Origin of the sequence: Flavobacterium ammonificans (genome assembly GCF_020886115.1) — a bacterium.
GTDB classification, from domain to species: domain Bacteria; phylum Bacteroidota; class Bacteroidia; order Flavobacteriales; family Flavobacteriaceae; genus Flavobacterium; species Flavobacterium ammonificans.
In genome coordinates this window covers 2,166,994-2,191,269 of the sequence record NZ_AP025185.1, presented here as the reverse complement: position 1 = coordinate 2,191,269, position 24,276 = coordinate 2,166,994, and the positions used below count along the sequence as shown (strand labels likewise).

Here is a 24,276-nt window from a genome sequence, read left to right as displayed (position 1 = left end):
TTATTTCTTATGTTTTGCAATGTAGTTTTGAACCGTTTTTTCTTCCCAAATCATTGGAAATAATTCTTCCATAAGGATGTAATTATCAAAGTTCAAACGCAAACCATTGCTCAAATGAAATTTTGCTTTGGTTTTATCTTGTATCATGAAATACAAACCTGCCAAACGGTATTCAATTTCGTTTTCTTCAGGGAAATATTCAGTAGCTTGCAATAAGGTTTGAATGGCACTATCAAATTCTCCTAAAAACTGCAAAATATCTACCCAAAACAACCAAGTATCTAATTGGTAGTCGCCAAATTCTACCGCTTTACGGTATCCAAATTCAGCTTCTTCAAAGAAATTCATTTGCTTGTTGATGGTAGCATAACGCTTCCAATACATTTGATTTTGATTGTCAATTGCCAATGCTTTATTAACGTAAAACAAAGCCTTTTGGAAGTTTTTTTCGCGAACGTAAAAGTCCGTGATTGCAATCCAACCTTTATCTAAAAGCGGGTCTTCGTGAACCGTTTGATTGTAGTATTTGATTGCTAAAGCAGTATTCCCTAGTCGTTCGTGGCATTTTCCAATGCGAAGCAAAGCATATGAAGTAGCGTCGTCTAATTCAATAGTTCTTTCATAGCTTTCAATAGCTTCAGCATACATTTTTAAGCGCTCCAATGCTTTGGCTTTTTCCATAAAAGCACCCATGAATTCGTCGTCAATTAAAGTAGCATAATTAAAAGCACGCAATGCTTCTTCGTATTCTTTTAATCCATAGTGTAAGCGACCAACTTGATGCCAAGCAATTTCGCTATATGGGTTTTTATCGATGTATTGATTCAAATAGGCGATGGCTTCTTTGTTTTGGTCTAAAAATTCAAAACAATATACCACGTTATACAAGGCAGATTGATCTTCTAAATCCTCTTCCAAACATTTGATAAAACTGTCTTTTGCCATTTCTAAATTGTCCATAAAAAGGTATTCCATCCCAATTAAGTTATAGACATCGGCGAAATCATCAGTATATTGTAAGGCAATTTTTAAAAGTTCAACCGCTTTTTCGTGTTGATCTCTTTTGGAACAGATATTGGCTTTCTGAATGTAAATTTCTTCGTTATTAGGCTCAATGGCATACAACTCATTTAGCATTTTATCTGCCAAATCCAATTGGTCTTCATAAACCAACATTTCAACTTGAACCAATTTTAAACCTGTAGATTTCGGGTGTTGTTCCAAAGCTAACTTTAAAGCTTTTTTAGCCAAAGAAGTTTTTCCCGAATCGATATAGTGAAGGATAATTTCTTCAAATTCTTCGGAGTCAAAAAATAAGACTTTATTGGTCTTTAACATCGACTCAAATTTGGAAAGAGATAAGTTGTAATCTTCTTCTTCGTTGCTTAATTGCATGCTTTTTGTTTTTGATTTTGGCCTAAATAAAATTAGGAAAATAGAATCGTCTCTTGAGAAAAAGCAAGAATTGTTGTGAACAATTTAATTAACAAAAACCGAGTTGAAATCAGCTATACTTTTTGAGCGACTTCGTCCATTACTTCTAGTAAAATGGCGCAACCTTCTCTGATTTCTTCTTCTGAAATAGTAAGTGGCGGTGTAATTCGAATAGCACATGCTTCAAAAAGCAACCAGAATAAAATCAACCCTCTGTCTTGACATTTCAAAATTACTTCGTTGGTAATATCGGCATTTTTTGTCATTGCGGCCAACATTAATCCTTTTCCTCTGACTTCCTCTATCAAAGGATGTACCAATAGTTCACGGAAGAGTTTTTCTTTAGCTAAAGCATCGGACATGAGTGTAGTCTCAGTTATTTCTTTCAAGGTCGCTAAACAAGCTGCCGCTATGACAGGATGTCCGCCAAAAGTAGTAATGTGTCCTAATTTCGGATTGTGACTTAACAAATCCATTTTAGTAGCCGAAGCGGTAAAAGCTCCAACAGGCATTCCGCCGCCCATTCCTTTACCCATGACTACAATGTCAGGAACAACATCGTAATTTTGGAAACCAAAAAGTTTTCCAGTTCGACCAAAACCAGGTTGAATTTCGTCCAAAATCATCATGGCACCGACTTCGTCGCAACGTTGACGCACTTTTTTCAGAAAACCATTTTCAGGTTGGATAAATCCTGCGCCACCTTGAATAGTTTCGAGTAAGATTCCCGCAGTTTTGGTGGTGATTTTTTCTAAATCAGCTTCGTTATTGAAAGTGATGAATTCGACATCTGGAATTAAAGGACGAAAGACTTGTTTGCGTTCTTCAAATCCCATGACACTCAAGGAACCCATGGTGTTGCCATGATAGGCATTATGACACGAAATTAATTGGCTACGTCCTGTAACGCGTCGGGCTAATTTTAAGGCTCCTTCAATTGCCTCGGTACCTGAATTGACTAAATAGGTTTTGTCTAAAGGAGCGGGCAGGAGCGAAGCCATCAATTTGCAGTATTCCACCGCCGGACTTAGCGAATATTCGCCATAGACCATCACGTGCGAATACAAATCCAGTTGGTCTTTAATGGCTTGATTTACTCTTGGATGTTGGTGTCCTAATGAACAAGCAGAAACTCCCGCTACAAAATCCAAATAACGATTGTTGTTTGTATCGTAAATGTACGATCCTATAGCATGTGACACCTCCATTCCTAAAGGATAAGGAGAGGTTTGTGCTTGGTATTGTATAAAATCGTTGTTCACTTTAATATGATTTAATTGCTCTTAAAATTGATATTGCAATTGATTTTTGCGATTGCTATTTCAACCGCTATTTCTTCTTCTTTTTATCGTAATCCAAAGTTTCTTTTCGCACTTTCATCGGGACATTTTTCTTGTCTTTTTGTGCTTTAGCTTGTTTGGCTATTTTTTCATTATCCTTATTTTCTTCGGGAGGAAATATATCGTCTTTGGATAGAATCCGTTCGTCGCCACGCCAAATAAATCCTTTTAACTTTCTGTCGTTTTCTGGCAAGTCTTTTTCAGGAAATAAATCGCCATCCACTTGCTTAAAAAAGGTAATTTCATCTACCTCATTTTTATTGAATAAAATATTGATTTTACTGCTTTTATTTTTGTTGATGCCAATGAGTTCCTGAGCCTTATTTCGCATATAATAAATGACTTCGGTGTTTTTGATGATATCTACATCGTGCAGTTTTCCTTCTTCAAATTTGCCAAAGAGATTCTGTCCTTTAATTTGATTGTAGCCTGTTCCAAGAGTATCTTTTGAGATGAGAAAGGCGTTGTTCAATACTTTGAGCGAGTCTAATTTTTGCGAAGTGTTGTTGCCAATGAGATGCATAATATCTCCCGTAATTTGACTCTCTCCGTTCCATAGAATGGGATTTCCAATTAATTTGGTCAGCGCTATTTTGGAACTCGAATGAATCGAATCACATTTGCCACTCATATCTTTTTTGAAAAAGCGCACATTATTGAAGGCGCGAATGATTCGGTCTCCTTCTTTTCCTGTTACCATTAATTTTTTCCCATGAATATACACCGAGTCATTTTCGACAAAGTTAATAGCAACGGCTCTTTTGGTTACAAAAAGAGAATCTTTTTTCTTGTACATTTCGGCATAATGCCCTTTGACAATGCCACGATTGATGGAATCCGTAATCTTAACATTTCGCGAAGCCGAAGCAAATTCTTTATTTCTGTCGTAATACAAACTATCACCCCGAATGATTCGGTCATCGTATTTGATATACGATTTGTTCAGGAAATGTGCTTTGTTTTTCTTGGTATCGTAAAATCCTTTTTCCGTATAAATGTAGTTGGCTTTACTTGTAATAGTAGACGGACCTAATAAGTAGGAGTGACCTGAATTACTGTAATAATCCAAATGATTGGACTTGATAACGTAAGTAGGATTGGTAATTGTGACTTCGGTTAGGAATTGGAATTTTTTCTCAGGAACATAGTATTTTCCCGACTTACTGATTAAGGTGTTTTGTAAGTTGGTAATCGTTCCTTTGGTGTTGTAAAAAACTTCTTGTGTGTTTCGGTCAAAGTTGATCGTATCTGTTACCAAAGTCGCCTCAGGAGAACTCATTACGGCATCACCTGTTGCAAATGCTTTTTTTACATTTCCACTGTATTCGGCATATTTACTATTTAGGAAGAGTGTGTCGCCTTGAACTAACTGTACGTTTCCGAAAGCTTTGATATAGTTTTCTTTTTGAAAATAGTAGGCTTTGTTACAGGTTAAAACTACTCCGTCATGATTGACACGAACATTACCAGTAAGTAAAAAAGCATCTGGTATTTCTACCTGGTTTACATCGGCAAAATCAGAATGTTCTACTATGATTTTTTTAGGTACCTGTCCCATTACTTTTGGAGCAAGGACAAGTGACAAAACAAAATAGAGTGCTAATCGAAATTTTTTCAAGATGAATAATTTTGGGTATAAAATTAATCAAATTGTATGAAGAGCAAGGGTATTTAAGAAATAATTATAAAGCATTTGATGAGTTTATGTCAGCAGTAATTCACAAACCTTGTCAATGCCTTAAAATAATTTATATTTGTTGCTAATTACCATTTAGAATAGTATGAAATCATTTTTACTTTCCGTTGCTTGTCTGATTACTTTATCAACTGTTGCACAATCAAATACAGACAAAAAGAAACAAATAAATACATCAAATTCCAAACAAAAGCTTGTAGTATATCAAGTATTTACAAGGTTGTTTGGAAATACCAATACTACTAATGCGCCTTGGGGAACCATAGAACAAAATGGGGTAGGGAAGTTTAATGATTTTACAGACAAAGCATTACAAGAAATCAAAGATTTAGGGGTAAGTCATGTTTGGTACACGGGAGTGCCACACCATACAGTGATTAGAGATTATACACAATTCGGAATAGCTAATGATGATCCTGAAGTGGTAAAAGGGAGAGCGGGTTCTCCTTATGCTGTTAAGGATTATTACAATGTAAATCCCGATTTGGCAGTGAATCCAGCGAATCGTTTGCAAGAATTTGAAGCCCTGATTGCACGTACTCACAAAGCGGGGTTAAAGTTGATTATCGATATTGTTCCGAATCACGTTGCTAGAAAATACGAAGGAAAGAATAATCCAATAGGTGTTAGCGATTTTGGTGCTGATGATGATGTAACGGTTGAATACCATAAAGACAATAATTTCTATTATATTCCTAATACTAGTTTTCAAATACCTGACGGAATTACTCCTTTGAATGGAGAAAACAATCCATTAATTGATGGGAAATTTGATGAATTTCCGGCTAAATGGACTGGAAATGGCTCACGTTTAGCAAAACCAGACAAAAACGATTGGTACGAAACGGTTAAAGTCAACTACGGAATTCGCCCTGACGGTACAAAAGATTTCCCAACACTTCCTGCTAGTTTTGAAACTAAATCGTGTGAAGATCATTTTGCTTTTTGGAAAGACAAAGAAGTACCCAATTCTTGGAAAAAATTTCGCGCTATTGCCGAATATTGGTTGGCAAAAGGAGTTGATGGTTTTCGCTATGATATGGCCGAAATGGTGCCCTATGAGTTTTGGAGTTATATGAATTCAGCTATTAAAGTACAAAGACCTGATGCGTTTTTATTAGCAGAGGTTTATAATCCAAATGAATATAGAAATTACATTCATTTTGGCAAAATGGATTATTTATATGACAAAGTCGAATTGTACGACAAGTTGAAAGAAATTGTACAAGGCAAAAGTCAAACGGATCCGATTACCAATATTCAAAAGGGATTGGCTGACATTGATCATCATATGCTGCATTTCTTGGACAATCACGACGAGCAACGATTAGCAAGTCCTGAATTTGCAGGTTCAGCAGAAAACGGAAAACCGCTAATGGTGGTTTCTGCTACTATTAGTACTTCTCCAACTATGATTTATTTCGGACAAGAAGTAGGCGAGGCAGGAAATGAAAATGGAGGTTTCGGTTCTCATTCTAGAACATCCATCTTTGATTATGTTGGAGTTCCTAATCACCAACGCTGGATGAATGACGGGAAATTTGACGGCGGCCAATTGTCTAAATCTGAAAAAGAATTGCGTGATTTCTATAAAAAAGTATTGAATTTTAGTTTGAAAAGTTCAGCTTTGATGGACCAATTTCAAGAAATTCACTCCGCTAATACTACTAGTAAAAAAGGATATTTACCCGAAATGTATTCGTTTGTACGATGGTCAGATACTCAAAAATTGATTATAATTGCTAATTTTTCGACATCCAAAGCGAGCCAATTTGAATTAATCATTCCTAAAGAGATTATTCACCAATGGAATTTGAAAGATGGTAGATACACTATTGTTGATCAATTGTATCAAAGTAAATCCACTTTAAAAGTAATTAATGGTCAAGGAAAAGCAAAAATAGAGATGAAACCTTCGGAATCTTTTATCTATGAATTAAAGTAAAATTAATTTGCTATTGTGCAATAGCTTCTTCATAATTTTCTTCCACTTTTCTCCAATTGATTATAGTAAAGAAAGCATCAATGTAGTTTTTTCTTTTGTATTGGTAGTCCAAGTAATAGGCGTGTTCCCAAACATCTAAAGCTAAAATAGGTTTACCTTGTACTTTAGCATTTCTCATTAAAGGGTTATCTTGGTTAGCTGTACTTGTGATTTGTAATTTTCCAGAACGGTCTACAATCAACCAAACCCAACCCGAGCCAAACAATTTAGTTGCTTCACCTTTGAATTGAGTAACAAAATTATCGAATGATTCAAAATCTTTTTCTATTGCTGTTGCTAAAGAATCTTTTGGTTTTCCTGCTGATTTGGCTCCTAGTATCTTAAAATACAAAGAGTGGTTATAATACCCACCTGCATTGTTTTTTTGTTCTTCATTATTGGTGTCTAATTGATTTAAAACCTCTTCAATGGTTAGATTTTCTAAATTAGTACCTGCAATGGCTTCGTTTAATTTATTGGTGTAAGAAAGATAATGTTTTGAATAATGATTTTCTAAGGTCATGGCAGAAAGGTGAGGGGCCATTGCATCGTAACCATAGTTAAGCTTTTCCAATTGGAAAGATCCATCATCAGCAACAACATCATCAGGAACACCCATCGTTATTTTTTCTGTTGCACTTGGCAAAGGAACTTCTACTACTTCAGTTAGTTTTTTCTTATTACAAGAGAATAAAATAAAAAAGAATACTACATAAGATACTTTTAAAAAGTGCTTTTTCATGACTTGATTATTTTTTCAATAAAGAATTTATGATGGCTATATATTGTTCTTTTGCTTCCTCTACAGATAAATGACTAATTTGCATCCATGCATTAGTTTTAAACGCATTTCTTAAATCAAAATTATCAGATTGATTGTATTCTGCCGAACCAAATGTGGCTTGTTTATAAAACGCATACAAACGCAATTGTACATCTTGTGGCAAAGAAGCTTGCGTCATTTTTGAGGCAGCATTAACCGCCTCTTCAAAACGTTTTTCTAAATCATTTTGAATCATTATGCTTTAGTTGCAATAATGGTTTTTCCTCCAATTGCTTTTTGGTTTAACACTACATTTATTGGCGTTCCCAAAGGTAAAAATAAATCTACTCTTGAACCAAATTTAATAAAACCAGCATCAGTTCCTTGAATTACTTGCATTCCTTCTTCGGCGTAGTTCACAATACGTTTGGCTAAAGCACCCGCAATTTGTCTGTACAATACTTCTCCAAATGATTTATTTTCAACTACAATGGTAGTTCTTTCATTTTCTTCACTCGCTTTTGGGTGCCAAGCCACCAAAAATTTACCAGGGTGGTATTTACTAAAATTGATTTTACCTCCCATTGGGTAACGGGTAACATGCACATTGATTGGTGACATGAAAATAGAAACTTGTAAACGTTTGTCTTTGAAATATTCGGCTTCATAAACTTCTTCAATAACTACCACTTTTCCATCTACAGGAGATAAAATTTGATCTTCGTTTAAGATAAAAGTACGTTTTGGATTTCTAAAGAATTGAAGAATGATGATTAAAAAAAGTAGTGTGATGAGTTGGATAGTCATCTTAATCCAGTTGGTGTCAATTAAATTGTCACTTACGAGTAAAACAATGGCGGTAACGAATATACCTAATAAAATAGAGGGAGTACCTTCTTTATGAAACATATGATAAAATTTGATAAAATAAATATACAATTGGTGCTACAAATATAACACTATCTAGACGATCTAGTATGCCTCCATGACCAGGCATTATTTTTCCACTGTCTTTAACTTCTGCAATTCGTTTGAATTTGGATTCAATTAAGTCGCCAATAGTTCCAAATACACCAACAATCAATGCAATAATTGTCCAAATTAATATCGAAGTATCGCTAAAATCAGGATTTGGTTTGATGTATAGTTTTGAAATCAAATAACCTGCAAAAACGGCAAAGACTACCCCGCCAAGAAAACCTTCAATTGTTTTCTTAGGAGATATTCTTTCATATAATTTATGCTTGCCAATTGATTTACCAACCAAGTACGCAAAGGTATCATTAGTCCAAATCAAAATAAACAAACCAATAATAATTTTTGGATTGTAATCAATAATTCCAAAAGATATCTTCACTATAAATATAAAAGGCATTAAAATATAGCCCAATAAATACAAGTACTTCCAAATAACCGATACGGTTTGAACTTTATTATCAAACAAGAAAAACAAACATTTTGTAAATACTAATAAGCTAATAATAAGTAAACTGATATTCAATCGATCAATATTTACGCCCAGATGTATTGGTTTTTCTAGTACATACGAAAGGTATTCGTCAGTTTGATTTTTGTAGTAACTTAATAAACTGATTACAGAATATGCAATTGTTACAAAAGATATTGGAATTATGTTTTGAAGCTTTACCAAACTACAAAATTCATAGGTTGCAATAACCAAAAAAATTCCAAATAACAAAATGAAACTTTCTGTAGAGTAAAGGATTGAGGATAATAATAGAGTGATGTAAACTACACCTGATAATCCTCTTTTAAGCGTTTCATTCATTTTAAAGATCTTCTAGAAGCAATAGATATAGATTCTTAGCTGAACTTCCATATTGTGTAAAGTCTTCTTCCTTAGCTTTTTCGAAGTATTTTATGGTTGTTATATTGGTAGGGTAGTCTCTTTCGTATTTCTTTTTTATAGCACTTAAACCATCACTTTTAGTACCAAGAATTTGGCTAGTAGTTGCAATTACAATAATGTTTAAAGGCAAAACATCCGGTTTTAGTTGTTTAATTTGCTTTGATGAAAATAATATAGAACCTTCATCAGCGATTAAATTTTCACAGCTAGCAAGTAAAAATGTTGGGTTAGCAGGGTTTTCGAAAGGTAATTTGTTTTCTTCTAAAAGGTGGAATAAATTAGTATCAAAACACAATACTTCATTTTCATACCAATCATTCTCTTCAAGAATATTTTCAAACTGTTCAGATACTTCTGACTTATTTTCGCAATAAATAAATTTCCCTCCATTTTTTTTGAAATGGTAGATAAATGCCTCGTCAACAGCCAAAGTTACTTCAGGTAAAAATTGACTTTGTTCGTTGTCTTTATCCTCATCTGAGGAAGGATTATTAGAACCAAAAAATTTTTTAAAAAGACTCATATCCGTATTTGAACTACTAAAATAGTATAGAAAACGTTCAAAGATAAAAAAATCTTAATTCAAAAGTTATTTTTGAATTAAGATTTTCTAAATAATTGAAATTAGTTAATTTAAGAAACTACTTCCTCTAGGTTTGCATCAAAACTTCGTTTACCAAAAATAGCTTCCAAATCATCTTTAAAAATAACTTCTTTTTCGATTAGAATATCAGCTAATTGGTTTAGTTTCTCTTTGTTTTCTTCTAATATTTGAATTGCTCTTTGGTATTGACCTTCGATTAATGCTGAGATTTCCTCATCAATTACTTTGGCAGTTTCATCAGAATACGGCTTAGAAAAACTGTATTCACTTTGTCCAGAAGAATCGTAATAGGTAACATTTCCAATTTTTTCATTCAAACCATAAACAGTTACCATAGCTCTCGCTTGACGAGTCACTTTTTCTAAATCACTCAATGCACCTGTAGAAATTCTGTTAAAAATCACCTTTTCAGCTGCTCTTCCGCCCATGGTAGCACACATTTCGTCTAACATTTGATCTGGACGAACGATTAAACGTTCTTCAGGAAGATACCAGGCAGCACCTAAACTTTGTCCTCTTGGTACAATTGTTACTTTGATAAGCGGAGCAGCATGTTCTAGCATCCAACTTACAGTTGCGTGACCTGCTTCGTGAATAGCAATTGCTTTTTTCTCCTCAGGAGTTACAATTTTATTTTTCTTTTCTAAACCACCTATGATTCTATCAACGGCGTCTAAGAAATCTTGTTTGTCAACAGCAGTTTTGTTATTTCTTGCTGCAATCAAAGCCGCTTCATTACAAACATTAGCAATATCTGCGCCAGAGAAACCAGGAGTTTGTTTTGCTAAAAAGTCTACGTCTAATCCTTCTACTTTTTTCAAAGGAGCTAAATGCACTTTAAATATTTCTCCGCGTTCGCGAATGTCTGGTAAGTCTACAAAAATTTGTCTATCAAAACGTCCAGCACGCATTAACGCTTTGTCTAAAACGTCAGCACGGTTGGTAGCTGCTAGTACAATAACATTCGAATTCGTTCCAAAACCATCCATCTCAGTTAACAACTGATTCAAGGTATTCTCACGTTCGTCATTACCACCTGACATATTATTTTTACCTCTCGCTCTACCTACCGCATCGATCTCATCAATGAAGATAATAGCTGGCGATTTTTCTTTAGCTTGTTTGAACAAATCTCTTACACGAGAAGCTCCAACCCCTACAAACATTTCAACAAAATCAGAACCTGATAATGAAAAGAAAGGCACCTGAGCTTCACCAGCTACAGCTTTAGCCAATAAGGTTTTACCTGTTCCTGGAGGTCCTACTAATAGCGCTCCTTTTGGGATTTTACCTCCTAAATTAGTGTATTTTTCAGGGTTTTTTAAGAATTCAACAATTTCTTGAATCTCTTCTTTAGCCCCTTCTAAACCAGCAACATCTTTAAATGTTGTTTTGATATCTGTTTTTTCGTCAAATAGTTTGGCTTTCGATTTGCCAATATTGAATATTTGGCCACCGCCACCGCCACCGCCACCTGACATTCTTCTCATGATGAATATCCAAACGGCTATGATGATTATTATTGGTAACAAACTAACAAAAATGTCCGTCCAATTGCTTTTTTGCAAGAAGTTAAAATCTTTTAACTTTCCTTCTCCAACAGCTTTCTCTAATTTATTTTGAAAAATTTGATCGTTTCCAATTTCTAAAGTATAATGGGGTCCTGCGTTAGGACGATCAAAAACATCTTTGGCAACTTTTGCATGTGTTTTATCTTTCAAAGAAGCAGCTGTTAAATAGACTTCTGCTTCACTTTTATTGTATACAATCACTTTTTCAACCTGACCCTTTTCTAGGAAATTGTTGAATTTAGACGATGTTAATTGTGCTGGTTCTTCGAAATTACTTCCTCCAGTTGCAAAACTGATGAAAAGAAAAATTAGAAGAATTCCTGCGTAAACTAACCAAGGACTAACTTTAAATTTATTTGGATTATTATTCGCCATTACTAGTGTATTTCTTTAGTATTTGTTTTCGATTGTAGTGATTTTTGCATCTCCCCAAAGGCTTTCAATATTGTAATATTCACGGATGTGTTTTTGGAAAACATGCACCACCACATTCACATAGTCCATCAAAACCCATTCTGCATTGTCTGTTCCTTCAACATGCCAAGGCTTGTCTTTCAATTCTTTTGAAACTGTTTTTTGGATAGAACTTACAATTGCATTAACCTGAGTATTTGAAGTTCCATTGCAGATAATAAAATAGTCGCAAACTGCGGTATCTATTTCTCTTAAATCAAGGATATCAACATCATTTCCTTTTACCTCTTCGATTCCTTTGATAATGTTTGCAATAAGTGCATCATTATTTATAGTCTTTTTCGCCATAAATTATTTTAATATAAGTTGGTAAAGTTACCATTTTTTGTGATTATTTTTGAACCATTAACAGAATATTAAGTTCTGTATTATAAATAAAGTTAAATGAAACTAATCAAACTCGATGCCATAGATTCTACTAATGATTTTCTTAAGGGTATATCAGCTCAACAAGATCCAGAAAACTTTACAGTTGTTACTGCTGAAAACCAAACCAAAGGTAAGGGGCAAATGGGAGCTGTTTGGAATTCAGAAGTGGGTAAAAATCTAATAATGAGTGTATTAGTTAAAGACTTTTTAATTGAAATCAATGAAATTTTCAATTTAAATATAGCCGTATCTTTAGCTGTTATTACAACTCTTAAAAAGAATAACATTCCTGATTTGAGTATCAAATGGCCAAACGACATTCTGTCAGCCAATAAAAAAATTAGTGGAATATTGATTGAAAATAGCATTAAAAGTGACGGTTCTATACATTCAATTGTAGGTTTAGGATTAAATGTGAACCAAACTAATTTTGAGGGATTACCCAAAGCGTCTTCTTTGGCAGTAATAACAGGTCAAGAGTTGGACAAAGAGGAGTTGCTTTCAGCTATTGTAACTCAACTTAAAGCCAATGTGAAAGAGAGTAAACAAAATCCAGCTTCGTTACGTCAACAATTTGTAGACTGTTTATATAAAAAAGATATTCCAATGCCGTTTACGAATCAAAAAGAGGAAAAATTCATGGGAATTATCCAAGGTATATCTCCAATTGGGAAGTTGCAAGTTTTGTTAGAGGATGATTCGGTTTCCGAATTCGACATTAAAGAAATTCAAATGTTATACTAATAAAAAAGGGCTGTAATTTCAATTACAGCCCTTTTTTATAATAAATTGATATTATAGTTTGTGCATATTCTCTGCCAAAGTTTCAATGAATTTTTGGATAGGACCTTTAATCATCATTGCCATCATTGGGTTGAAATCCCCTTCGAAATCTAATTTTATGTCTGAACTAGTATCACTAACAGCGTCAATTGAAGCTGTTAAAGTAAAAGGTAGTTTGTCACTTGCTGCACCTAAAACGAGTTTATTTGGAGCTACTTTTTCTTTAATGACTAATTTGATTTCAGGCATTCCTTTTAAACCAAAAATAAAAGCATCAGCGCCAATCACTTCAAATTTTGCAATATTTTCAGGCATTAATTGTTCAAAGTTTTTTACATCAGACAACAAATCAAATAGATTTTGAGCTGATTTTTGAACGCTAACTTTTGGGCTTTCTAAATTCATCTATTTTTTATTTCAAATTATACATTCCAAGTCGAAGGATTCACGTTCCATTCGCTCAAAGTTTGTTCTTCTTCTTCAGTGATATAGGTTTTGGCAACAGCCAAGTTCAATAAGTTTTTATAATTACTTAAAGTGTAAAGCTCTACATTGGCATTTTTGAAATTTTGTTCAGCAACATCAAACCCATAAGTAAAAATTGCAGCCATTCCTTTGATATTAGCTCCCGCTTCTTTTAAAGCTTCAACAGCAAGTAAGCTACTGTTTCCAGTACTAATTAAGTCTTCTACCACAACCACATTTTGACCTTTTTGTAAAAAACCTTCTACTTGGTTTTGTCTTCCGTGCTTTTTTGGTTCAGGACGAACATATACAAAAGGCAATCCCATACTTTCTGCAACAAGAATACCAATTCCAATAGCTCCAGTTGCTACTCCTGCAATTACGTCGGGTTTACCAAATTGTTTTTCAATATTTTTGGCAAACTCATCGCGAACATAATTTCGGATGGCTGGAAATGAAAGGATTAAGCGGTTGTCGCAATAGATTGGCGATTTCCATCCAGAAGCCCAAGTGAATGGATTTTTTGGATTCAATTTAATTGCATTTATTTGCAAAAGCAATTCGGCTGTTTTTTCGGCTGTTTCTTTATTAAAAATCATAGTGCAAATGTATAAAGTTTTTGTGAACGACAAACCACTTTTTTTAACAAATCATATCTCTAAGGAGACCGATTTCCAATTGTTTTTGTTAGAAAGTATTGACATCGAACAGCTTATTGTAAAAATATTTCAAAATAAAATTCAAAAAGCCTATTTGTATCATCCCGATGAAAAGGAAATTTTGAAAACTTTAAAAGAAAAAATACCTGTAAATAAAGCGGGTGGTGGCTTGGTTTACAATAAAAAAGGGGAGGTGCTTTTTATTTTTAGAAATGGAAAGTGGGATTTGCCTAAAGGCGGAACAAATAAAGGAGAAGAAATTGAGGACACTGCTATGCGCGAAGTCGAAGAAGAAACAGGAGTTGGAAAACTTAAAGTGACTAAAAAGCTTCAGAAAACCTATCATGTTTTTAAACGCAACGGCAAGTACCGACTTAAAATCACGCATTGGTTTGAAATGACTTCTGATTATGATGGGACATTGGTGGGCCAAGCCGAAGAAGGAATTGAAAAAGTAGCTTGGTTGAGTCCAATACAAATTAAAGAGGCTTTGAAGAACTCCTATGAAAATATCAAATTATTATTTGAAGAAGAAAAGCTCCCGTAAAGGAGCTTTTTTTATTTAGTTATTCTGAACACAGGATAGTTCAAATGCGCTTTTTCGTAATACATAGATTGCTTGTAAATCCAATCCAATTGCGCTTTAGGATTGTTCAGGAATTCGGGTTCCTTTTGTTTTTTTGCCTCCAAATCACTTTTTAATTTCGGATTGTCTTTTAACAATTGTGCTGCAGTATCTTCAAATACATAATCGGAATAGCCTTCTTTTTGTTGTAAAATGGGATCGAAGAAATTCCAATTGAAATACGAATCAACGGCTTCTGGCTCTAATGTTTCCAAAATGTATTTAATGCCTTTTTGTTGGGTTGGAATAATATAATCTCCTTTTGCGAAAGCTCTTTTTTCGGTCTTTGAGTTGACCACTGTGTTTCGGTGATTGTAATGTCCTTCGTAAGCCGAAGTTGTAGTTTTGAAATCAATAATTCGGTAACTTTCTACTTCAATAATCGTATCTTTTTGAATAGTTTGACATACAACTCCATTACTTTTCATAAGTTCAATCAAAGTCCAAAAACCACGCGGAATGACATAAGCTTTTGGAATGGTTATGTCTTTGACTGACTTGTATTGCGGAAAGAAAGGTACTTCTTTTTTGAAGGGTTTGCTTCGGTCGTAATACAAACGTTTGCCTGTAGTGGCTTCACTTTTTTTATAACCCGCTTCATAGCCTAAAAAAGTGAAGGGTTCTTGAATATTTTTGTCCACTTCCCACTGTAAAGTGTAGTTTTTGTTGGGTTGAAATTGCGCTTCGTTGTCTTTTCTAATCTGCTTTATTTTGGAATAATTTGCATCGGTGAATTCTAAAGTAGATTTCATGAATTCGTAGGTGACTTTGACACGATCTGCGTATTTTTTTAGCATATGCGTTTCTACTACAAATCCAATGGAATTGAATAGGGAAGTATAGCCAGTTGTGTAGCGCGGACTGTCAAAAAATTGAGCAAATCCTTGGTCAGGTGTTTCGTGAAAGGTATTGACATAAGGAGTCGTTTCGATTTTTTTCTTTTGTAAATCCGAAACCAAGCTGGGCATCATTTCTTTTCTTAAATACGAACCTAAAACAGAACCTAATTTACTCGGTTCGGTCATGATGTAAGTCAGTTTGTATTGGTAATCTGAACCATTACTCACGTGGTTGTCAATAAACACATCTGGATTAGTGGTATGGAAAATTTCCACAAAACTTTTAGTATTTCTCGTATCCGATTTAATGAAATCCCGATTCAAATCATAATTACGAGCATTACCTCTAAAACCATATTCTTCTGGTCCGTTTTGATTGGCTCTGGTGGAACTGTTTCGGTTCAATGCACCGCCAATATTGTAAACCGGAATACACACGATTACAGTGTTTTTAGGCGCTTTTATTTTGCCTAAAGCCAAATCTCTAAAAAACTGCATCGAAGCATCAATTCCGTCAGGTTCGCCTGCGTGGATTCCGTTGTTGATTAATACTACGGCTTTGTTTTTTTGAATAGTCTCAAAGTCAAAAGTGGCATCCGAATTGAAGGTAACCATGTGCAAAGGTTCGCCACTGTCGGTTAAGCCCATTGTTTTTATATCGATGGTTTCAAAATCATTTGCCAATAATTGAAAATAAGCAATTGTCTCTTGGTAAGTTGCCGATTGATTGCCGTTTCCTTTTTCAAAAAAAGTATCGTATTTCGTTTGTTTTTGTGCCAAAATAGTCAAGGAACACAGGAATAAAAGTATCGTTAGAAATCTCATTTTTGGTAGTTTTTATAAAAATCAAATGTAGCTTTTTTTTAAATTATCAGTGAAAAAGAATCAAATAAAGACTTGGGTTTTCTTATTCGCAAACCAAAGCACTATCTTTGCGCCATGAATACAAAACACCATTCTAACAATATCCTTTTTAATTTAGGCATTGAAAGTCTAAATGAAATGCAAGAAGTAGCCCAAGACGCTATTCTAAACGATAACAATGTTTTATTGCTTTCGCCAACGGGTTCCGGAAAAACATTGGCTTTTTTATTGCCAATTTTCGAATTATTACAACCCGAAATTCTTTCAGTGCAATGTTTAATTTTAGTTCCTTCTCGTGAGTTGGGTTTGCAAATAGAACAGGTTTGGAAAAAAATGGGTACGGATTATAAAGTAAATACCTGTTATGGTGGTCACTCTATTGATACAGAAATCAAAAACTTAAGTAATCCGCCAGCGGTGCTGATTGGAACTCCAGGTCGAATCGCTGATCATATTGACCGAGGTACTTTCCGAGTGGATAAAATTCAAACTTTGATTTTAGATGAATTTGATAAATCCTTACAATTAGGGTTTCACGAACAGATGTCGTTTATCATTGGCAAATTAACCAAACTAAACAAACGCGTTTTGGTATCGGCTACTTCCGATATTGAAATTCCAAAATACACTCGAGTTGTCAATCCTACGGTTTTGGATTTTATTCCCGAAACACAAGAGGAGAATAACTTAAGTATGAAAATGGTAGTTTCTAAAGAGAAAGATAAAATCAATACTTTGTTTCAATTGATATGTACGTTGAAATCGCAAGCTGCGATTATTTTTTGTAATCATCGTGATGCGGCTGAACGCATTAGCGACACTTTAAATACTAAAGGAATCTATGCGACTTACTATCATGGCGGAATGGATCAGGACGAACGAGAACGAGCTTTAATTCAGTTTAGAAATGGAAGTGTGAGCTATTTAATCACTACTGATTTAGCGGCACGTGGATTGGACATTCCAGAGATGAAACACGTAATCCATTATCATTTGCCTTTGAAAGAAGACGAATTTACACACCGAAATGGGCGTACGGCTCGTATGCAAGCTTCGGGAACGGCTTACATTATTGCACATGAATCAGAGAAAAAAATGGAGTATTTGGATTATGGTATGGACGTACTGAAAGTAGATTCGGCTTCGGTTTTACCCAAACCACCTGAATTCCAAACGATTTACATTAGCGGTGGAAAGAAAAACAAACTGAATAAGATTGATATTGTAGGTTTCTTTTCTCAAAAAGGGAAATTAGAAAAAGGGGATTTAGGATTGATTGAAGTCAAAGATTTCATTTCGTTTGCAGCAGTCAAATTCAACAAAGTGAAAGATTTACTTCATAACGTGAGAGACGAAAAAATGAAAGGGAAGAAGTTCAAAATTGAAGTCGCTCGAAAAGTGATTAAGAAAGAAGAATAATTCGATATACGATTTACGATATTCGATGTATGATTATAAATAATAAAAGGTGTTTAAAAAAAACACTAAACTTGTCAAGCTGAACTTGTTTCAGCTTCTATATAGTACCATTATTTATAGATTCCGAAATAAATTCGGAATGACATAACATTTAATTTTTAAACCCCTTTGTTTTAGTTGTAATTGAAAATTATATTTTCTTCACGTATTGTGTGATGATTACAATTTGTTGACCATCAACTTTTCCTTCAATGTATTCTGCATTTTCGTGATCCAAACGAATGTTACGCACTGCAGTTCCTTGTTTAGCCACCATACTTGACCCTTTAACTTTCAAGTCTTTGATTAAAACTACAGAATCTCCGTGTTCCAAAATAACACCATTACTATCGCGGTGGATGATTTTGTTTTCGTCTTCTTCTCCTTCGCCGGTGGCTTGCGCCCAAGTTAAAGTATCTTCGTCAAGGTACATCATGTCTAATAATTCTTGTGGCCAACCCGCTGCACGCATACGGCTTAACATTCTCCAAGCCACAACCTGAACTGCGGTTTGTTCGCTCCACATGCTGTCGTTCAAACAACGCCAGTGGTTTAAATCAACATTATCTGGATTTTCAATTTGGTCAATACATGTAGCACATGCAAAAACGCTTTCGTCAATTCCGCCTTTTTGAGTAGGTAAAACGGTATATACTTTTAAGTTTTCAGTAGCAGCACACAATTCACATTGACCGCCACTACGTTTGTTTAATTCTCTATCTAAACTCATTAATTTGTTTTTTGGCGAAAGTAATGCTATATAGCGCTTATCACAAATATTTAGGATAAAATGCTATAGTACTCGAACGGCTTCAGGAACTAATAGCTCGTATTCGCCGTGATTACGAATCACATCACGAACAATGCTCGAACTGATGTACGAAGTTTTAGCAGCCGTTAATAAAAAGACAGTTTCGATTTTAGATAAACGTCTGTTGGTGTGTGCAATGGCTTTTTCAAATTCGAAATCGGCAGGGTTACGCAAACCGCGTAAAATGAAGTTAGCATTGATTTTATGACACAAATCAATCGTCAAACCTTCGTAGGTAATCACCGAAATTTTAGGTTCGTTTTTGAAAGTCTCTTCAATAAAACGTTTTCTTTCTTCTAATGAAAACATGTATTTTTTATCGGCGTTGACTCCAATTGCAATCACAATTTCATCAAACAAAGGCAAGGCTCTGTTGATGATGTCTTCGTGACCTAAGGTAATCGGGTCAAATGAACCTGGAAATATAGCTTTTCTCATTTTTGTAGGAGATAATTATTTGATTTCTAAGCAAGAAATTGCTGAATAAGCTTCAGATAGAATGAAATCTTGGATAATAGAACTTTTTGAGTTGATTACTTCTGCAAGAAAATCTGTTTTTGTGTTTCCGAAACGCAACCAAATAATTTTGGGCGGATGTCCTCTGAAATTTGATAAATCAAAAAAATCGGCATCAAAAGTAACAATAGTGTAGTGGTTTTCTTTTGCAAATTTCCAAATCTCAATATCAGAATAATTTTCAATTCCTAATTGCCTAACTTGTTTAGCTTTTGGAAATAAGGAACTGATTTTCCCTATTATTCGGAAAGAGATATTTTGGTCGAACAACAAATTCACGATGCAATTTGAATTTTATGTTCTCTGTCAGCTGCATAAGCAAGACAAGCTTTGATTTGAGTTTCATTTAATTCTGGAAAATCTTCTACAATCTCGTCTGTAGTCATTCCATTGGCTAGCCAACTTAAAATATCAAAAACCGTAATTCGGGTACCGATTATAGTTGGTTTTCCGAATCTTACGTTAGCATTCATTTCTATATAGGATTTATAATCAACCATGCTATTTAATTTTTTTACAAAGTTAGTTAAATTATTGATTTTTAAGCTAAAGCCAATTCAATCGCATTAGAAAACAAATCTTCTAATGAAATTCCTGCTTCTTTGGCTTGTTGTGGCAGTAAACTTTCGGTGGTTAAACCTGGAATAGTATTCATTTCTAGCATGTGCGGTTCGCCATCTACAATGATGAATTCAGAACGAGAGAATCCTTTCATTTTTAAGGCTTTGTAGGCACGTTTGGCAATTTCGCCCACCTTTTGCGTCATTTCATCTGAAATGCGAGCCGGTGTAATTTCTTGTGATTTCCCTAAATACTTGGCTTCGTAATCAAAGAAATCATTTTCAGAAACAATTTCAGTGATTGGCAATACTGTAATTTCGCCTTTATAGTTGATAACTCCCACAGAAACCTCAGTTCCGTCCAAGAAACTCTCAATGATTATTTCGTTGTCTTCTTTGTAAGCTACTTCAATGGCAATAGGCAATTCGGCAGCAGTTTTTACTTTGGATATTCCAAAACTAGAACCCGCTTTATTGGGTTTTACAAAACAAGGCAAACCAACTTTTTCCACAATAGCGTTCGTGTCGATTAAATCGCCTTTGTTCAAATAATATGAAGTAGCCGTTTTGATGCCATAGGGTTTTAAAACGGATAGTAAATCACGTTTGTTGAAAGTCAAGGCTGCTTGGTAATAATCGCAAGCGGTTTGTGGAATGCCAAGCAATTCGAAATAGGCTTGCATCAATCCGTCTTCGCCTGGAGTGCCGTGAATGGCATTGAAAACACAATCAAAAGTGATTTTCTTTCCGTCAACGGTTACTGAAAAATCATTTCTATCAATAGGGAATTCGGAATCATTGGCATCTACATAGACCCATTTTTCTTTGAAAATGTGGATTCTAAATCCGTTGAATTTAGTTTTGTCTAAGAATTGGTACACGACGTTTCCGCTAATTAGTGAAATTTTATATTCGCTAGAATAGCCGCCCATGATGATGGCAATGTTTTTCATTTAGAATGGTTTAAGTCTTTTTTATTTTCAATAGCTGTTGAAGGTTTTCCCTAGCCCCGGTCCCGAAGTTTCGGGACGGCATCCTTTTTTTTATGGCTTTTTGCCAAAAAAAGATAAAGCGGATAGCGGGAAATAGCTCCAACCAACTAGTAAACAAAATTATCATTTTTTTTGAAACGAAATAGGTTTATCTTTGTGCCTACTAAAAATAAATTTATGAGTTTACGTAAGTATCTAACTAGTCGGGTGTTTGTGGGTCAAGTTTTGGCTGCTCTCGCTATTATTGCAGTTTTGGGTTATTTGTTTATGCATTGGTTGACTTTTACAACTGATCACGGACATGAAATTGCCGTGCCGAATTTAAGTAAACTAACCGAAGAGCAGGTAGAGGACAAGCTAGACGAGTTGGATTTGGACTACGTACTTTTGGATAGTGTTGATTTTAGAGGCGATTATCCTGCATTTACTGTGGTAGAGCAAGATCCATTGCCAGGCACGAAAGTGAAAGTGGGTCGTAAAGTATATATTAAAATTAACGCATCGGGTTATTCTTCTGTGAAGTTGCCTGATTTGATTGATAAAACCTACCGTGAGGCAGTTCCAACATTAAAAGCCATTGGTTTAGAAGAGGGAACGATTACCTATGAGCCTAGTTTAGGAAAAGATATGGTGCTAGCCATGCGCTACAAAGGACGTAACTTAAAACCAGGAGAGCGTGTGATGAAATCGTCTAAAATTGACTTGGTTTTAGGAGATGGGAAAATGAGTTATGAAGAGGAAGTACAAATTGACAGTACGGCAACACCTGAAGAAGAAACCCCATTAGATGAACAATAATACCGAATCCTTCGACTTAGAAGACGAATTATTTGAGCATTTTAAATTTGAAGTTCCCAAAGGGCAAGCCTTTTTGCGAATAGACAAATACTTGATGGGATTGATTCCTAATGCGACTCGAAATAAAATTCAGAATGCCGCTAACGACGGTAACATTTTTGTTAATGACGAAATTGTAAAATCCAATTATAAGGTCAAGCCGTTGGACGTGATTAAGGTGATGTTGTCGCATCCGCCTTTTGAAAATCATGTCTTACCTGAGAATATCCCTTTGAATATTGTGTACGAAGATGAGGCGTTGTTGTTGGTCAACAAAGAGCCTGGTTTAGTTGTGCATCCTGGTCACGGGAATTACACTGGTACTTTAGTGAATGCTTTGGCGTTTCATTTTGAGAATTTACCGATGAACAGCAGTGAGCGTCCGGGATTGGTACATCGCATTGATAAAGATACTTCGGGCTTGTTAGTGATTGCTAAAACGGAAGCAGCCATGACGCATTTAGCCAAACAATTTGAAGCCAAAACGACCGAAAGAGAATACATGGCGCTCGTTTGGGGGAATGTGGCTAATGATGCTGGAACGATTGAAGGTAATTTGGCGCGACACTTGAAAGACCGTATGCAAATGGCGGTTTTTGCTGATCCCGAAATTGGTAAACCTGCGATTACGCATTATAAAGTTTTAGAACGTTTTGGGTATGTGACGTTAATTTCGTGCCAACTGGAAACGGGACGTACGCATCAGATTCGTGCGCATATGAAACACATTGGACACCCGCTATTTAATGACGAACGCTACGGCGGTCATTTGATTTTGAAAGGCACTACCTTTACCAAATACAAACAATTTATAGACAACTGTTTTAAAGCCTTACCAAGACAAGCCTTACATGCTAAGACCTTGGGCTTTATTCACCCGAATACGGGCGAAATGATGCGTTTTGATACCGAATTGCCAGACGACTTCAAGGATTGTTTGGAACGTTGGAGAAATTACTCTAAATCGCATACTGCAGATGAAGAATAAAAAAAGCCCCGATTGGGGCTTTTTTATTTTTTCTTCTTTTCCAAATTACCCGCAACTCGATAGCGCAGTATTTTTTGAAGTAGTTCTTCTGGAATTGGTTTGTCGGGAGTGAATTGAATGGTTCCTGCTGAGGTTTTGAAGTCTTTGAGTTCGGCAGCAAAGTCAATTATAGTTTGCGCATTCCAAGGAAAGAAACTGCAGTGGTTTTTAAATGCAGCAAAGCTACCAATCATGCCATGAAAATGGTAAGCAGGCTTACTATAACTAATGAATTCTTGTGCTTCGGGAACGGTGTTTTTTATGATATGGCGCATACGCTCCAAAGCGATTTGTTGCTCTAGGGGTAAGTTGGCAATGTATCTGTTTACGCCTTCAGTATCGTTGGGTTTTGTTTTAGCCATTATCATTCAATTTATTTCAAAAATAATAAAAGTTTTGAGTGGCACGAAAACAAAGTTTGATTTTCGGTATATCTATTTGTACTTTTGAATTCAAATCAAACACAGATTAATCGTCGTTTATCATGAAAATAGTAATTTCCCCAGCCAAGTCGTTGAACTTCGAAAAAGAATTGCCTACCACGCAATTCACACAACCGAGTTTATTAAATGAATCTAAAAAAGTACATGCGGTTTTGAAACAGCAATCACCAGCCGAATTATCGCAATTGATGTCAATTTCGGATAAGTTGGCCGACTTGAATTGGCAACGCAATAAAGCATGGAAAACGCCTTTTAATCCTACTAATTCACGTCCTGCAGTTTATGCTTTTGACGGAGAGGTGTATAACGGTTTGGATGCCTATTCCATTCCAATGGAGCAATTGGACTTGTTGCAAGATCGTTTACGCATTTTATCGGGTTTGTATGGCGTTTTAAAACCTTTGGATTTGATGCAAGCCTACCGATTGGAAATGGGAACCAAATTGCCTATTGGCGAAAGCAAAAACTTATATGATTTTTGGAAAACTACAGTAACGGCTTCATTGAATAAAGAATTGAAAAAAGGGGAGTTGTTTGTGAACTTAGCAAGCAATGAATATTTTTCGGTTGTCGATACCAAAGCGCTAAAAGTACCAGTCATTTCGCCCGACTTTAAAGATTACAAAGACGGCAAACTAAAGATGATTAGTTTCTTTGCAAAAAAGGCGAGAGGTATGATGGTGCGTTATATTATTGATACAAATGCCGAAACTATAGACGACTTAAAAGGCTTCAACTACGAAGGTTATCAATTTGATGACAACTTATCGAAGGGGAATAATCTGGTTTTTACGAGATAAAAAAAACGCAACATTTTGTCGCGTTTTTAAATAGAAATCGTGGATTTTCTCCCAACAAACACAATTTCTTAAGGGGCAAGAACGGCATAGCCAAAATTCGCATCAAAATCGACACACCAAACTACAACATACTTGTATTTGGCATAATCAATGGTATTATTTACAGTATAAGAATAGTTTCCGTTGAGTCCTTTAATATCACCTAAATCAATATGATCTACCTTGATGGTGGTTAAATTTGCAGCCAAGTAAATATTCAAATCCGGTCCGTCATCTGATTTAAACCCTTCTAATAACAGTTGTTTTTTGTCTTTACTAATTTTGGCAATTCCAGAAGTTGGATGCGAAGAAGAAACAAAATTTCCTTTGTAACTATAGTCTGAAGAAGTAGTTTCATTAGTTGAATTATTGGAGTCATCGTTACTACATGAAAATAAGGCAATTAAAACCAAGCAACTACACAATATTTTTTTCATTTTCTAAAATTTAGGG

27 protein-coding genes are annotated in these 24,276 nt (G+C 35.1%); 7 read left to right on the top strand and 20 right to left on the bottom strand.

Going from position 1 to position 24,276, the window contains the following annotated elements; genetic code table 11:
- The 3 genes from LPC20_RS09715 to LPC20_RS09705 all read right to left on the bottom strand — a co-directional run bounded on the left by LPC20_RS09715 (position 1) and on the right by LPC20_RS09705 (position 4,332).
- Positions 1-1,395: a tetratricopeptide repeat protein gene (locus tag LPC20_RS09715; protein ID WP_229324899.1), complete on the bottom strand. Its 1,395-nt coding sequence runs from the start codon at positions 1,393-1,395 to the stop codon at positions 1-3.
- 113 nt (positions 1,396-1,508) lie between these two features.
- Positions 1,509-2,696 carry an aspartate aminotransferase family protein gene (locus tag LPC20_RS09710; RefSeq protein WP_229324897.1) on the bottom strand — a complete coding sequence of 396 codons (1,188 nt, stop codon included), beginning with the start codon at positions 2,694-2,696 and terminating at the stop codon, positions 1,509-1,511.
- A gap of 67 nt (positions 2,697-2,763) precedes the next feature.
- Entirely contained in the window at positions 2,764-4,332 is a 1,569-nt protein-coding gene (locus LPC20_RS09705) for an OstA-like protein (protein WP_229327154.1), read from the bottom strand.
- Between the two features lie 223 nt (positions 4,333-4,555).
- Between LPC20_RS09705 and LPC20_RS09700 the strand changes: the two genes are divergently transcribed.
- Positions 4,556-6,415 (top strand): alpha-amylase family protein, encoded by a 1,860-nt coding sequence (locus LPC20_RS09700; RefSeq protein ID WP_229324895.1) that lies wholly within the window; start codon positions 4,556-4,558, stop codon positions 6,413-6,415.
- 10 nt (positions 6,416-6,425) lie between these two features.
- On the opposite strand, the gene LPC20_RS09695 is transcribed toward LPC20_RS09700, so the two are convergent.
- The 7 genes from LPC20_RS09695 to rsfS form a co-directional block, all read right to left on the bottom strand.
- The gene (locus tag LPC20_RS09695) at positions 6,426-7,196 is read right to left on the bottom strand and encodes a superoxide dismutase (protein ID WP_229324893.1); all 771 of its coding nucleotides are present in this window, start codon (positions 7,194-7,196) and stop codon (positions 6,426-6,428) included.
- Between the two features lie 7 nt (positions 7,197-7,203).
- A complete protein-coding gene (locus LPC20_RS09690; RefSeq protein WP_229324890.1) occupies positions 7,204-7,473 on the bottom strand; it encodes an acyl-CoA-binding protein in 270 nt (89 codons plus the stop codon).
- Complete coding sequence (locus LPC20_RS09685; RefSeq protein ID WP_229324888.1) at positions 7,473-8,126, bottom strand: phosphatidylserine decarboxylase family protein; 654 nt, start codon at positions 8,124-8,126, stop codon at positions 7,473-7,475. Before LPC20_RS09685 ends, LPC20_RS09690 begins: the two co-directional genes overlap by 1 nt.
- Positions 8,116-9,006 (bottom strand): phosphatidate cytidylyltransferase, encoded by an 891-nt coding sequence (locus LPC20_RS09680; protein ID WP_229324886.1) that lies wholly within the window; start codon positions 9,004-9,006, stop codon positions 8,116-8,118. Before LPC20_RS09680 ends, LPC20_RS09685 begins: the two co-directional genes overlap by 11 nt.
- 1 nt (position 9,007) lies before the next feature.
- Entirely contained in the window at positions 9,008-9,610 is a 603-nt protein-coding gene (locus LPC20_RS09675) for a lactate utilization protein B/C (protein WP_229324884.1), read from the bottom strand.
- 110 nt (positions 9,611-9,720) lie between these two features.
- On the bottom strand, positions 9,721-11,637 hold the full coding sequence (gene ftsH, locus LPC20_RS09670) for an ATP-dependent zinc metalloprotease FtsH (RefSeq protein WP_229324882.1): 1,917 nt from the start codon (positions 11,635-11,637) through the stop codon (positions 9,721-9,723).
- 15 nt (positions 11,638-11,652) lie between these two features.
- Positions 11,653-12,024, bottom strand: coding sequence for a ribosome silencing factor (gene rsfS / locus LPC20_RS09665; protein WP_229324880.1), 372 nt, complete (start codon positions 12,022-12,024; stop codon positions 11,653-11,655).
- Positions 12,025-12,120: 96 nt separating this feature from the next.
- Between rsfS and LPC20_RS09660 the strand changes: the two genes are divergently transcribed.
- Entirely contained in the window at positions 12,121-12,849 is a 729-nt protein-coding gene (locus LPC20_RS09660; protein WP_229324878.1) for a biotin--[acetyl-CoA-carboxylase] ligase, read from the top strand.
- A 51-nt stretch (positions 12,850-12,900) separates the two neighbouring features.
- Here LPC20_RS09660 and LPC20_RS09655 read toward each other — a convergent pair whose 3' ends face one another.
- Positions 12,901-13,293 carry an SRPBCC family protein gene (locus LPC20_RS09655; RefSeq protein WP_229324876.1) on the bottom strand — a complete coding sequence of 131 codons (393 nt, stop codon included), beginning with the start codon at positions 13,291-13,293 and terminating at the stop codon, positions 12,901-12,903.
- 17 nt (positions 13,294-13,310) lie between these two features.
- Entirely contained in the window at positions 13,311-13,952 is a 642-nt protein-coding gene (gene pyrE, locus LPC20_RS09650) for an orotate phosphoribosyltransferase (protein ID WP_229324865.1), read from the bottom strand.
- Between the two features lie 7 nt (positions 13,953-13,959).
- Between pyrE and LPC20_RS09645 the strand changes: the two genes are divergently transcribed.
- Positions 13,960-14,559 carry an NUDIX hydrolase gene (locus tag LPC20_RS09645; protein WP_229324863.1) on the top strand — a complete coding sequence of 200 codons (600 nt, stop codon included), beginning with the start codon at positions 13,960-13,962 and terminating at the stop codon, positions 14,557-14,559.
- Positions 14,560-14,570: 11 nt separating this feature from the next.
- Here the strand turns inward: LPC20_RS09645 and LPC20_RS09640 are convergent, their stop codons facing one another.
- Positions 14,571-16,301, bottom strand: a complete 1,731-nt coding sequence (locus LPC20_RS09640) for a M14 family metallopeptidase (protein ID WP_229324861.1) — start codon at positions 16,299-16,301, stop codon at positions 14,571-14,573.
- A gap of 114 nt (positions 16,302-16,415) precedes the next feature.
- Between LPC20_RS09640 and LPC20_RS09635 the strand changes: the two genes are divergently transcribed.
- The gene (locus LPC20_RS09635) at positions 16,416-17,759 is read left to right on the top strand and encodes a DEAD/DEAH box helicase (protein WP_229324859.1); all 1,344 of its coding nucleotides are present in this window, start codon (positions 16,416-16,418) and stop codon (positions 17,757-17,759) included.
- 190 nt (positions 17,760-17,949) lie between these two features.
- On the opposite strand, the gene LPC20_RS09630 is transcribed toward LPC20_RS09635, so the two are convergent.
- From LPC20_RS09630 to LPC20_RS09610, 5 genes are all read right to left on the bottom strand, one after another.
- Positions 17,950-18,528, bottom strand: coding sequence for a PhnA domain-containing protein (locus tag LPC20_RS09630; RefSeq protein ID WP_229324857.1), 579 nt, complete (start codon positions 18,526-18,528; stop codon positions 17,950-17,952).
- A 63-nt stretch (positions 18,529-18,591) separates the two neighbouring features.
- Positions 18,592-19,047 (bottom strand): pantetheine-phosphate adenylyltransferase, encoded by a 456-nt coding sequence (gene coaD, locus LPC20_RS09625; protein WP_229324854.1) that lies wholly within the window; start codon positions 19,045-19,047, stop codon positions 18,592-18,594.
- A 15-nt stretch (positions 19,048-19,062) separates the two neighbouring features.
- A complete protein-coding gene (locus LPC20_RS09620) occupies positions 19,063-19,404 on the bottom strand; it encodes a DUF5615 family PIN-like protein (protein ID WP_229324852.1) in 342 nt (113 codons plus the stop codon).
- Positions 19,401-19,625, bottom strand: a complete 225-nt coding sequence (locus LPC20_RS09615) for a DUF433 domain-containing protein (RefSeq protein WP_229324850.1) — start codon at positions 19,623-19,625, stop codon at positions 19,401-19,403. Before LPC20_RS09615 ends, LPC20_RS09620 begins: the two co-directional genes overlap by 4 nt.
- Before the next feature lie 41 nt (positions 19,626-19,666).
- Positions 19,667-20,638, bottom strand: a complete 972-nt coding sequence (locus LPC20_RS09610; RefSeq protein WP_229324848.1) for a D-alanine--D-alanine ligase — start codon at positions 20,636-20,638, stop codon at positions 19,667-19,669.
- Positions 20,639-20,854: 216 nt separating this feature from the next.
- Here LPC20_RS09610 and LPC20_RS09605 point away from each other — a divergent pair, with 216 nt between their 5' ends.
- Both LPC20_RS09605 and LPC20_RS09600 read left to right on the top strand, forming a co-directional pair.
- On the top strand, positions 20,855-21,475 hold the full coding sequence (locus LPC20_RS09605) for a PASTA domain-containing protein (RefSeq protein WP_229324846.1): 621 nt from the start codon (positions 20,855-20,857) through the stop codon (positions 21,473-21,475).
- Positions 21,465-22,502, top strand: a complete 1,038-nt coding sequence (locus LPC20_RS09600) for an RluA family pseudouridine synthase (protein WP_229324844.1) — start codon at positions 21,465-21,467, stop codon at positions 22,500-22,502. Before LPC20_RS09605 ends, LPC20_RS09600 begins: the two co-directional genes overlap by 11 nt.
- A gap of 23 nt (positions 22,503-22,525) precedes the next feature.
- On the opposite strand, the gene LPC20_RS09595 is transcribed toward LPC20_RS09600, so the two are convergent.
- Positions 22,526-22,903 (bottom strand): iron chaperone, encoded by a 378-nt coding sequence (locus LPC20_RS09595; RefSeq protein ID WP_229324842.1) that lies wholly within the window; start codon positions 22,901-22,903, stop codon positions 22,526-22,528.
- Between the two features lie 122 nt (positions 22,904-23,025).
- Here LPC20_RS09595 and yaaA point away from each other — a divergent pair, with 122 nt between their 5' ends.
- Positions 23,026-23,784, top strand: a complete 759-nt coding sequence (gene yaaA, locus LPC20_RS09590; RefSeq protein WP_229324840.1) for a peroxide stress protein YaaA — start codon at positions 23,026-23,028, stop codon at positions 23,782-23,784.
- A gap of 68 nt (positions 23,785-23,852) precedes the next feature.
- On the opposite strand, the gene LPC20_RS09585 is transcribed toward yaaA, so the two are convergent.
- Positions 23,853-24,260 (bottom strand): DM13 domain-containing protein, encoded by a 408-nt coding sequence (locus LPC20_RS09585; RefSeq protein ID WP_229324838.1) that lies wholly within the window; start codon positions 24,258-24,260, stop codon positions 23,853-23,855.
- Positions 24,261-24,276: the final 16 nt, after the last annotated feature.

Excerpts from the sequence above, each read along its gene's own strand:
- LPC20_RS09685 (WP_229324888.1), bottom strand. The coding sequence starts at position 8,126 with ATGTTTCATAAAGAAGGTACTCCCTCTATTTTATTAGGTATATTCGTT.
- LPC20_RS09680 (WP_229324886.1), bottom strand. The coding sequence starts at position 9,006 with ATGAATGAAACGCTTAAAAGAGGATTATCAGGTGTAGTTTACATCACT.
- LPC20_RS09715 (WP_229324899.1), bottom strand. The coding sequence starts at position 1,395 with ATGCAATTAAGCAACGAAGAAGAAGATTACAACTTATCTCTTTCCAAA.
- LPC20_RS09695 (WP_229324893.1), bottom strand. The coding sequence starts at position 7,196 with ATGAAAAAGCACTTTTTAAAAGTATCTTATGTAGTATTCTTTTTTATT.
- LPC20_RS09655 (WP_229324876.1), bottom strand. The coding sequence starts at position 13,293 with ATGAATTTAGAAAGCCCAAAAGTTAGCGTTCAAAAATCAGCTCAAAAT.
- LPC20_RS09615 (WP_229324850.1), bottom strand. The coding sequence starts at position 19,625 with ATGGTTGATTATAAATCCTATATAGAAATGAATGCTAACGTAAGATTC.
- LPC20_RS09595 (WP_229324842.1), bottom strand. The coding sequence starts at position 22,903 with ATGGCTAAAACAAAACCCAACGATACTGAAGGCGTAAACAGATACATT.
- pyrE (WP_229324865.1), bottom strand. The coding sequence starts at position 13,952 with ATGATTTTTAATAAAGAAACAGCCGAAAAAACAGCCGAATTGCTTTTG.
- LPC20_RS09705 (WP_229327154.1), bottom strand. The coding sequence starts at position 4,332 with ATGGGACAGGTACCTAAAAAAATCATAGTAGAACATTCTGATTTTGCC.
- coaD (WP_229324854.1), bottom strand. The coding sequence starts at position 19,047 with ATGAGAAAAGCTATATTTCCAGGTTCATTTGACCCGATTACCTTAGGT.
- LPC20_RS09600 (WP_229324844.1), top strand. The coding sequence starts at position 21,465 with ATGAACAATAATACCGAATCCTTCGACTTAGAAGACGAATTATTTGAG.
- LPC20_RS09700 (WP_229324895.1), top strand. The coding sequence starts at position 4,556 with ATGAAATCATTTTTACTTTCCGTTGCTTGTCTGATTACTTTATCAACT.
- LPC20_RS09585 (WP_229324838.1), bottom strand. The coding sequence starts at position 24,260 with ATGAAAAAAATATTGTGTAGTTGCTTGGTTTTAATTGCCTTATTTTCA.
- LPC20_RS09675 (WP_229324884.1), bottom strand. The coding sequence starts at position 9,610 with ATGAGTCTTTTTAAAAAATTTTTTGGTTCTAATAATCCTTCCTCAGAT.
- LPC20_RS09605 (WP_229324846.1), top strand. The coding sequence starts at position 20,855 with ATGAGTTTACGTAAGTATCTAACTAGTCGGGTGTTTGTGGGTCAAGTT.
- LPC20_RS09645 (WP_229324863.1), top strand. The coding sequence starts at position 13,960 with ATGTATAAAGTTTTTGTGAACGACAAACCACTTTTTTTAACAAATCAT.
- LPC20_RS09635 (WP_229324859.1), top strand. The coding sequence starts at position 16,416 with ATGAATACAAAACACCATTCTAACAATATCCTTTTTAATTTAGGCATT.
- LPC20_RS09660 (WP_229324878.1), top strand. The coding sequence starts at position 12,121 with ATGAAACTAATCAAACTCGATGCCATAGATTCTACTAATGATTTTCTT.
- yaaA (WP_229324840.1), top strand. The coding sequence starts at position 23,026 with ATGAAAATAGTAATTTCCCCAGCCAAGTCGTTGAACTTCGAAAAAGAA.
- LPC20_RS09690 (WP_229324890.1), bottom strand. The coding sequence starts at position 7,473 with ATGATTCAAAATGATTTAGAAAAACGTTTTGAAGAGGCGGTTAATGCT.
- LPC20_RS09630 (WP_229324857.1), bottom strand. The coding sequence starts at position 18,528 with ATGAGTTTAGATAGAGAATTAAACAAACGTAGTGGCGGTCAATGTGAA.
- ftsH (WP_229324882.1), bottom strand. The coding sequence starts at position 11,637 with ATGGCGAATAATAATCCAAATAAATTTAAAGTTAGTCCTTGGTTAGTT.
- LPC20_RS09610 (WP_229324848.1), bottom strand. The coding sequence starts at position 20,638 with ATGAAAAACATTGCCATCATCATGGGCGGCTATTCTAGCGAATATAAA.
- LPC20_RS09640 (WP_229324861.1), bottom strand. The coding sequence starts at position 16,301 with ATGAGATTTCTAACGATACTTTTATTCCTGTGTTCCTTGACTATTTTG.
- rsfS (WP_229324880.1), bottom strand. The coding sequence starts at position 12,024 with ATGGCGAAAAAGACTATAAATAATGATGCACTTATTGCAAACATTATC.